The organism is Embleya sp. NPDC059213 (genome assembly GCF_042754445.1).
In the GTDB taxonomy this organism is placed as follows: Bacteria; Actinomycetota; Actinomycetes; order Streptomycetales; family Streptomycetaceae; genus Embleya.
Genome location: NZ_JBHZAV010000310.1, coordinates 1 through 6,906, shown reverse-complemented (window position 1 = coordinate 6,906; position 6,906 = coordinate 1). Strand labels below are relative to the sequence as shown.

6 protein-coding genes are annotated in these 6,906 nt (G+C 70.4%); 4 read left to right on the top strand and 2 right to left on the bottom strand.

Annotated features, from left to right (window positions below):
* Window positions 1-260: 260 nt before the first annotated feature.
* Both ACFXMF_RS45910 and ACFXMF_RS45905 read right to left on the bottom strand, forming a co-directional pair.
* Window positions 261-860 (bottom strand): DinB family protein, encoded by a 600-nt coding sequence (locus ACFXMF_RS45910; RefSeq protein ID WP_379992366.1) that lies wholly within the window; start codon window positions 858-860, stop codon window positions 261-263.
* Between the two features lie 118 nt (window positions 861-978).
* The gene (locus tag ACFXMF_RS45905) at window positions 979-1,446 is read right to left on the bottom strand and encodes a MarR family winged helix-turn-helix transcriptional regulator (protein ID WP_360321786.1); all 468 of its coding nucleotides are present in this window, start codon (window positions 1,444-1,446) and stop codon (window positions 979-981) included.
* Window positions 1,447-2,188: 742 nt separating this feature from the next.
* Here ACFXMF_RS45905 and ACFXMF_RS45900 point away from each other — a divergent pair.
* The 4 genes from ACFXMF_RS45900 (at window position 2,189) to ACFXMF_RS45885 (ending at window position 6,698) form a co-directional block, all read left to right on the top strand.
* Window positions 2,189-3,295 (top strand): substrate-binding domain-containing protein, encoded by a 1,107-nt coding sequence (locus tag ACFXMF_RS45900; protein ID WP_360321789.1) that lies wholly within the window; start codon window positions 2,189-2,191, stop codon window positions 3,293-3,295.
* 96 nt (window positions 3,296-3,391) lie between these two features.
* On the top strand, window positions 3,392-4,201 hold the full coding sequence (locus ACFXMF_RS45895; protein WP_360321792.1) for an ATP-binding cassette domain-containing protein: 810 nt from the start codon (window positions 3,392-3,394) through the stop codon (window positions 4,199-4,201).
* Window positions 4,198-5,460, top strand: coding sequence for an ABC transporter permease (locus ACFXMF_RS45890; RefSeq protein ID WP_360321795.1), 1,263 nt, complete (start codon window positions 4,198-4,200; stop codon window positions 5,458-5,460). The genes ACFXMF_RS45895 and ACFXMF_RS45890 overlap by 4 nt, the downstream gene beginning before the upstream one ends.
* 56 nt (window positions 5,461-5,516) lie before the next feature.
* Window positions 5,517-6,698: an ROK family protein gene (locus ACFXMF_RS45885; protein ID WP_360321798.1), complete on the top strand. Its 1,182-nt coding sequence runs from the start codon at window positions 5,517-5,519 to the stop codon at window positions 6,696-6,698.
* Window positions 6,699-6,906 lie beyond the last annotated feature (208 nt).

The following is a 6,906-nucleotide window of genomic DNA, read 5'->3' as shown; positions in this document are numbered from 1 at the left end:
CCGACGCATCCGAACGACGACGCGCCTGGGGCACCGCCGGCGTCGTCGCCATCATCGCCCTGATCGCCTGGAACTTCCTGTACTTCTATCCGATCCTCGCCGGTGAGACCATCGGTCGAAGCGCTTGGCTGGACCGCCTGTGGTTCAGCACCTGGATCTGAACCGGGGAAGTGGTCGCTTCGACCGAGACGGGGCAGCGGCAGCAGGGCAGCGCCCCGGCCGGCAACGCCGGGGCTGGGCCGGGGCGGGGCCGGGCGGGATCAGCCGTTGCCGGCCTCCCGCGCCACCCGCTCCAGTCGGCTCCGGTGGTTCTCCCACCACGTGCGATCTCCCGGTGGCAGGCCGTCGTTGTCTTCCAGACGCCCGACGGTTCCGTCGATGAGCTCGCGCACGATGTCGGCGTGGCCGGCATGCCGCTGGGTATCGGAGATCACCCGGACCAGGATGTGATGCAGCGTCACCGCCCGCCGCTCCTCGGGCCACCACGGGACATGACCGATCGCGTCGAGCGCCAGCGTCGCGATCGTACGGTCGGAGTGTTGCCACGCCCGGTGGTACAAGCCGACGATTTCCTCGCGCGACTCGTCGGCGGTGGCCCACATGTCCGCGTTGGGTTCCGCGTCCTCCGTGTACCACCAGGGCGGCGGCTCCGCGTCGAAGAACGGTCGCCCGAACGTGTCGCCGAAGTAACCCAGTTCCACGCCGGCGACATGTTTGATCAGGCCGAGCAGGTTCGTGCCGGTCCCGGTCAGCGGGCGGCGGATGTCGTAGTCCGAAAGCCCGTCGAGCTTCCACACCAGGGCGTCACGCCCGTCCTGGAGGTAACGCAGCAGGTCCGCTTTCGGGTTCGGTTCGATCATGTCGACCACTCTTCCACCCGGCACCGACAGCCGGGCTCGCACACCCGGCCGCCGGCCGGGAAATCACCGGGCTCGGAGGCATGCCCTCCCGAGGCGTCCCGCCCCGATCCTCCCGCCGTCAGGCGGCCGTTCCGCCCGCGTTGTGGATCAGCCGTCGGAGCACCTTCAGCGCGGTGACGTAGTCCGCATCGTCGATGCCCTCGTGCAGGACGGCGCGGATCGCCGGGGCGTTGCGGGAGAAGTCGACACGGGCCCGCTCCCCCTCCTCGGTCAGCCACAACCGGTCCTCGGTGTCCCGGGTCAGCCAACCACGCCCCACGAGCACCTCGGCCTCCGCCGCCAGATCGTCCTCGGGCCGGATGTACAAGGTCATCGCCTCCTGCAGCTCGGGCACCGTCATCCCACCGCCGTCGGGGGAGATGTCGTTCGCCGACAGGTTGCGCAGCAACCAGAACTGGGGCTGGGTATAACCCTTTTCGACCTGCCGGGCCCGGATGTACGCGATGAGCGCCTCATAGGCGACACCCGTCCAGTAGGCGGCGGGCTGTCCGGCGAGTTCGGCGTCGGAGATCTGCTCGGTCGTCATGGGAGGTTCCTTACTCACTCGGTCGGCGGAGCCCGTTCACCGTTCGGCGCGGGCCATGCCGAAACCGTAGAACTTGAAGTCAACTTGAAGTCAAGGAGGTGATCCTCCGGACACCACCCCCACGAACAGCCGCCGCACGACGCCGAGTCGGCCTCGGCGCGGCACCGCCTCGACGTCGGAACCCGGCTCGCATCCGACGCCGCGCCCGGCGCAACCGCGCCCGCCCCACACACCCACCGCCCACCGCCCACTGCCCACTGCCCCCCGCCGGAGGCCGCCCCCGGAAATCGTTGTCCCGCCCGCCCCGTCACCCCACCGAGCCACCGCAACCCGCCCACCGCCGATCTAAGTTGTTGCTCGAAACATAATCCCTCCACCCACCCCACTCACCCCGCCCACCAGCACCCATGCCTTCCCGCCACCCGAACCCGGGCCATCCCACCGGTACTTCGCGATCCCGGGCCCCGACACCCCTTCCCTCTCCGAACAACCGGTTTTTGGTTCGCCTACGTTTCCCAACCGTTACCGAAGTCGGCATTCATCGGGGGTTCCAGGGTCTGGCGGACGCCCGATCCGGCTATTACGTTGTCGCCCACAACATTTAAGGCGCGGCCGCCTTCCCTTGTTGACCGTGCCGACCGCTTTACCCGTCCGTCCTGCGCAGCTCCGCACGCCGCACCATCCCGCGACGCCTCCACGTCTCCCGCCGGCCCCCACCGGCGCGTGCCCGAAGGGATCCACCATGCGCAAGAGGTTCCTCGTGTCCGTCTCCGCCTGCGCCGTACTGGCCGCCGGCACCCTCTCCGCCTGCTCGGACGACTCCGGCACCGGCTCGTCCGGCGCCACGAACGGCGGTGGCAAGAAGGCGAAGATCGGCGTGATCCTGCCCGACAGCAAGACGTCGGGCCGGTGGGAGACCAACGACCGCAAGTACCTCACCGACGCGTTCAAGGCCGCCGGCGTCGACTACGACATCCAGAACGCGCAGGGCGACAAGTCCCAGTTCCAGACCCTCGCCGACCAGATGATCACCAACGGCGCGACCGTCCTGATCATCGTCAACCTGGACAGCGGCACCGGAAAGGCCGTGCTGGACAAGGCCAAGTCCCAGGGCGTCGCGACCATCGACTACGACCGACTGACCCTGGGCGGCAGCGCGCAGTACTACGTCAGCTTCGACAACGTGAAGGTCGGCACGCTGATGGGCCAGGGCATCGAGAAGTGCCTGTCCGCCGCGAAGGCGCAAAAGCCCACCGTCGCGATGCTCAACGGCTCGGCCACCGACAACAACGCGACGCTGCTCAAGCAGGGCTACGACGCGGTACTCAAGCCGAAGTTCGACTCCGGCGAGTACGTCAAGGGCCCGGACCAGGCCGTCCCGGACTGGAACAACACCGAGGGCGCCAACATGTTCGAGCAGATGCTCACCCAGTCGCCGAACATCTCCGGGGTCGTGGCAGCCAACGACGGCCTGGGCAACGCCGCGATCTCGATCCTGAAGAAGCAGAAGCTCAACGGCAAGGTCCCGGTCACCGGGCAGGACGCGGAGACCACCGCGTTGCAGAACATCCTGGTCGGCGACCAGTGCATGACCGTCTACAAGGCGATCAAGAAGGAGGCCGACGCGGTCTCCGGACTGGCCGTCGCGCTCGCCAAGGGCCAGAAGCCGGCCGTGCCCGCCACCGTCCGCGACCCCGAGGGCAAGCGCGACGTGCCGTCCGTACTGCTGGAGCCGCTGGCCATCTACAAGGAGAACGTCAAGGACGTGGTCGCCGACGGGTACGTCACCAAGGACACCCTGTGCACCGGCGCCTACGCCGCCAAGTGCACCGAGTTCGGCATCAACTAGCCGCCCAGACGCCGCAGTTGCGCCGGAACCGCACCCACGAGGCCGGTTCCGGCCGGCGCGTACCCTGCCGCCACCCCCACGCGAGGAGCCCGCACCGTGGCCCTGTCCCCCACCCCCGCCCCGCCGCCCGCGTCCGATCCCGTGCTCGAACTGCGCGGCATCAACAAGAGCTTCGGCGCCGTGCACGTCCTGCGCGACGTGGACCTGTCCGTCTACGAGGGCCAGGTGACCGCGCTCGTCGGCGACAACGGCGCGGGCAAGTCGACCCTGGTCAAGTGCATCGGCGGCATCCACACCGCCGACTCCGGCGAGTACTTCTTCGACGGTGCGCCGGTCACCGTCAACAGCCCGCGCGACGCGTCCGACCTGGGTGTCGAGATCGTGTACCAGGACCTCGCGCTGTGCGACAACCTCGACATCGTGCAGAACATGTTCCTCGGCCGCGAACGCCGGCGCGGCTGGGTGCTGGACGAGGACAGCATGGAACAGATCGCCGAGGAGACCCTGGCCGGCCTGTCCGTACGCACCGTCTCCTCGATCCGCCAACGCGTCTCCAGCCTCTCCGGCGGCCAGCGCCAGACGGTCGCGATCGCCAAGGCGGTGTTGTGGAACAGCAAGGTCGTGGTGCTCGACGAACCCACCGCGGCGCTCGGCGTCTCGCAGACCGCGCAGGTGCTCGAACTGGTGCGCCGGCTCGCCGACAACGGCCTGGCCGTCGTACTCATCTCGCACAACATGAACGACGTGTTCGCGGTCGCCGACCGAATCGCCGTGCTCTACCTGGGCCGCACCGCCGCACAGGTCAGCACCAGCGAGATCACCCATTCCCAGATCGTCGAACTCATCACGTCGGGGCAGACCGAGGCACTCGGTCCCGGCGCGGGTCGAAACGGAGTGAACCGATGACGAGCAGCGTCCTGCCTCTCGCCGACAAGAGCGAGTCCGATGCGCCCGAGTCGCCGGTGGTCACGCACGTCAAGGACTACCTCGCCCGACTGCGCGGCGGCGACACCGGCGCGATGCCCGCCGTGCTCGGCCTGGTGGTGCTGTGCACCGTCTTCGCGATCATGCGCCCGCGGTTCCTGAGCGCGGGCAACTTCGCCAACCTGTTCACCCAGGGCGCCGCGGTCACCGTGATCGCGATGGGGTTGATCTTCGTCCTGGTGCTGGGCGAGATCGACCTGTCCGCGGGCTTCGCCAGCGGGGTGTGCGCGGCGGTGCTGGCGGTGTTGCTGACCGAACACGGCTGGCCCTGGTATCTGGGCGTACTCGCCGCCCTGGTCGTCGGCATGGTGATCGGGCTGCTGCTCGGGGTCCTGGTGGCCAAGGTCGGCATCCCCTCCTTCGTGGTCACCCTCGGCGCGTTCCTGGCCTTCCAGGGCGTGTCGCTGCTCCTGGTCAAGGGCGGCACCAACGTGCCGGTGCGCGACTCGACCATCCTGGCCATCTCCAACCGCAACCTCGCCCCGATCGTCGGCTGGCTGCTGGCCGCCGCCACCGTGGGCGGCTACGCGGCGCTGCAACTGCGCCGCAACCGCAACCGGTCGCGGCGCGGGCTGAGCGCCGAACCGATCGCGATCACCGGGATCCGGGTCGGCACGCTGGCGATCCTGGTCGGCCTCGCGGTGTACGTGCTCAACCAGGAGCGCAGCCGCAACGTGGTGATCTCCTCGCTGCGCGGCGTGCCGATCGTGGTGCCGGTCCTGGTGGTGCTGCTCCTGCTGGGCACCTTCGTACTGCGCCGCACGCCGTACGGGCTGAGCCTGTACGCGGTCGGCGGCAACCGCGAGGCGGCCCGCCGGGCCGGGATCAACGTGGACCGGGTGCGGATCTCGGCCTTCGTGATCTGTTCCACGATGGCCGCCATCGGCGGCATCGTCGCCGCCTCGCGAGCCAACTCGGTGGACTCCAACACCGGTGGCAGCAATGTGCTGTTGTATGCGGTGGGCGCCGCGGTGATCGGCGGCACCAGCTTGTTCGGCGGCAAGGGTCGGGTGTTGGACGCGGTGCTCGGCGGCGCCGTGGTCGCGGTGATCGACAACGGCATGGGGCTCATGGGGTACAGCGCGGGCGTCAAGTACGTTGTGACCGGCGTCGTGCTGCTCCTCGCCGCCGGGGTCGACGCCCTGTCACGGCGGCGGGCCGAAGCCGCCGGGCTGCGGTGACGCCGCCCTCCCCCTCGATCGACGCCACGGATGAGAAAGGCAGGGTCCGCAGTCCGATGCGCGCAGCGCCCACCCAGGAGGACATCCGCAGGCAGAACCTGGGGGCGCTGCTTCGCCACGTGCACGTACTCGGCCCCACCTCGCGGGCCCGGTTGACCGCGGGCATGGGCCTCAACCGCAGCACCATCGGCGCGCTCACCGCCGACCTGGCGGCGGCCGGCCTGGTCGTGGAGGAGGCCCCGCGGGACACCTCCGGCGGCGGGCGGGGCCGGCCCTCGCTCGTGGTCCGGGCGCAGTCGCAGCGGGTGTACGTGTACGCCTTCACGATCGGCGTGGACCGGGTGGTCGCGGCCCGGGTCGGGCTCGGCGGGGTGATCCTGGATCGCCGCGAAATCCAACGCCCCGGCAGCGGGTTCTCGCCCAAGGAGGTGGCCGAGGCACTCGGCGGGTTCGTCGCGCAGATGCGGCTGAGCGCGCCCCGCGACGGCGTGTGCGTGGGCGCCGGGGTCGCGGTGTGCGCGATGGTGCGCGGGTCGGACGGCACGATCCCCGAGGGGCACACCCCGGATTGGCGCGACGAGCCGCTGGGCGAGCGGTTGTCGACCGCGATCGGCACGGTGGTCATGGTCGGCAACGACGCCGACCTGGGCGTGGTCGCCGAGCACACCCGGGGCGCGGCGGTGGGCTGCGACGACGTGATCTACCTGCACGGCGACGTGTGCATCGGCGGCGGCATCCTCTCCGCCGGGCGACCGGTGACCGGCGGCGACGGCTACGCGGGCGAGGTCGGGCACATGGTGGTCAACCCGGACGGCCGGCCGTGTCGGTGCGGGTCGCGCGGATGCTGGGAGACCGAGATCGGCGAGTTCGCGCTCACCCGCGGCACCGCCAAGCACGCGATCGGCGGTCTGGCCGACTCGGCGGCGCGCGGCGATCAGGACGCGGAGGAGGGGCTGCGTCGGGTCGGGGACTGGCTCGGGCTCGGCGTGGCCAACCTGGTCAACATCCTCAACCCGCAGATGGTGGTGTTCGGCGGGACGTTGCGCGAGGTGTATCTGGCCACCGCCGCCCAGGTGCGCAGTCGGCTCAACCGCACCTCGCTGGCGGTCACCCGCGAACACCTCAAACTGCGCACGGCCGCGCTCGGCGACGACGCCCCGCTGTACGGCGCCGCCGAGTTGGCCTTCGCCCGGCTGTTGGACAACCCGTTGGAACCCGGGGTGGAACCGGTGGGTTGAGCGGGCCCGGCCCGCCTCCCGGCGCGCACGACGCAGCGCGATGGGGGCGCGCGGGTGCGCGATCGGGTGGACTCGGCCGTCCGGGTCGGCCGGATGGGTGAGTGGTCGGGCCGATCGGCGCGGCGTTGCGTGTTACCAGGAACGCGTCCGGCGCCCCCGGGGGGCGGAGGGACGACGCCCACGTCACCCACCACCGCGCGGGCGGGCC

Bases quoted from the DNA above. Each gene is read 5' to 3' on its own strand.
- ACFXMF_RS45885 (WP_360321798.1), top strand. From the start codon at position 5,517: ATGCGCGCAGCGCCCACCCAGGAGGACATCCGCAGGCAGAACCTGGGG.
- ACFXMF_RS45905 (WP_360321786.1), bottom strand. From the start codon at position 1,446: ATGACGACCGAGCAGATCTCCGACGCCGAACTCGCCGGACAGCCCGCC.
- ACFXMF_RS45910 (WP_379992366.1), bottom strand. From the start codon at position 860: ATGATCGAACCGAACCCGAAAGCGGACCTGCTGCGTTACCTCCAGGAC.
- ACFXMF_RS45900 (WP_360321789.1), top strand. From the start codon at position 2,189: ATGCGCAAGAGGTTCCTCGTGTCCGTCTCCGCCTGCGCCGTACTGGCC.
- ACFXMF_RS45890 (WP_360321795.1), top strand. From the start codon at position 4,198: ATGACGAGCAGCGTCCTGCCTCTCGCCGACAAGAGCGAGTCCGATGCG.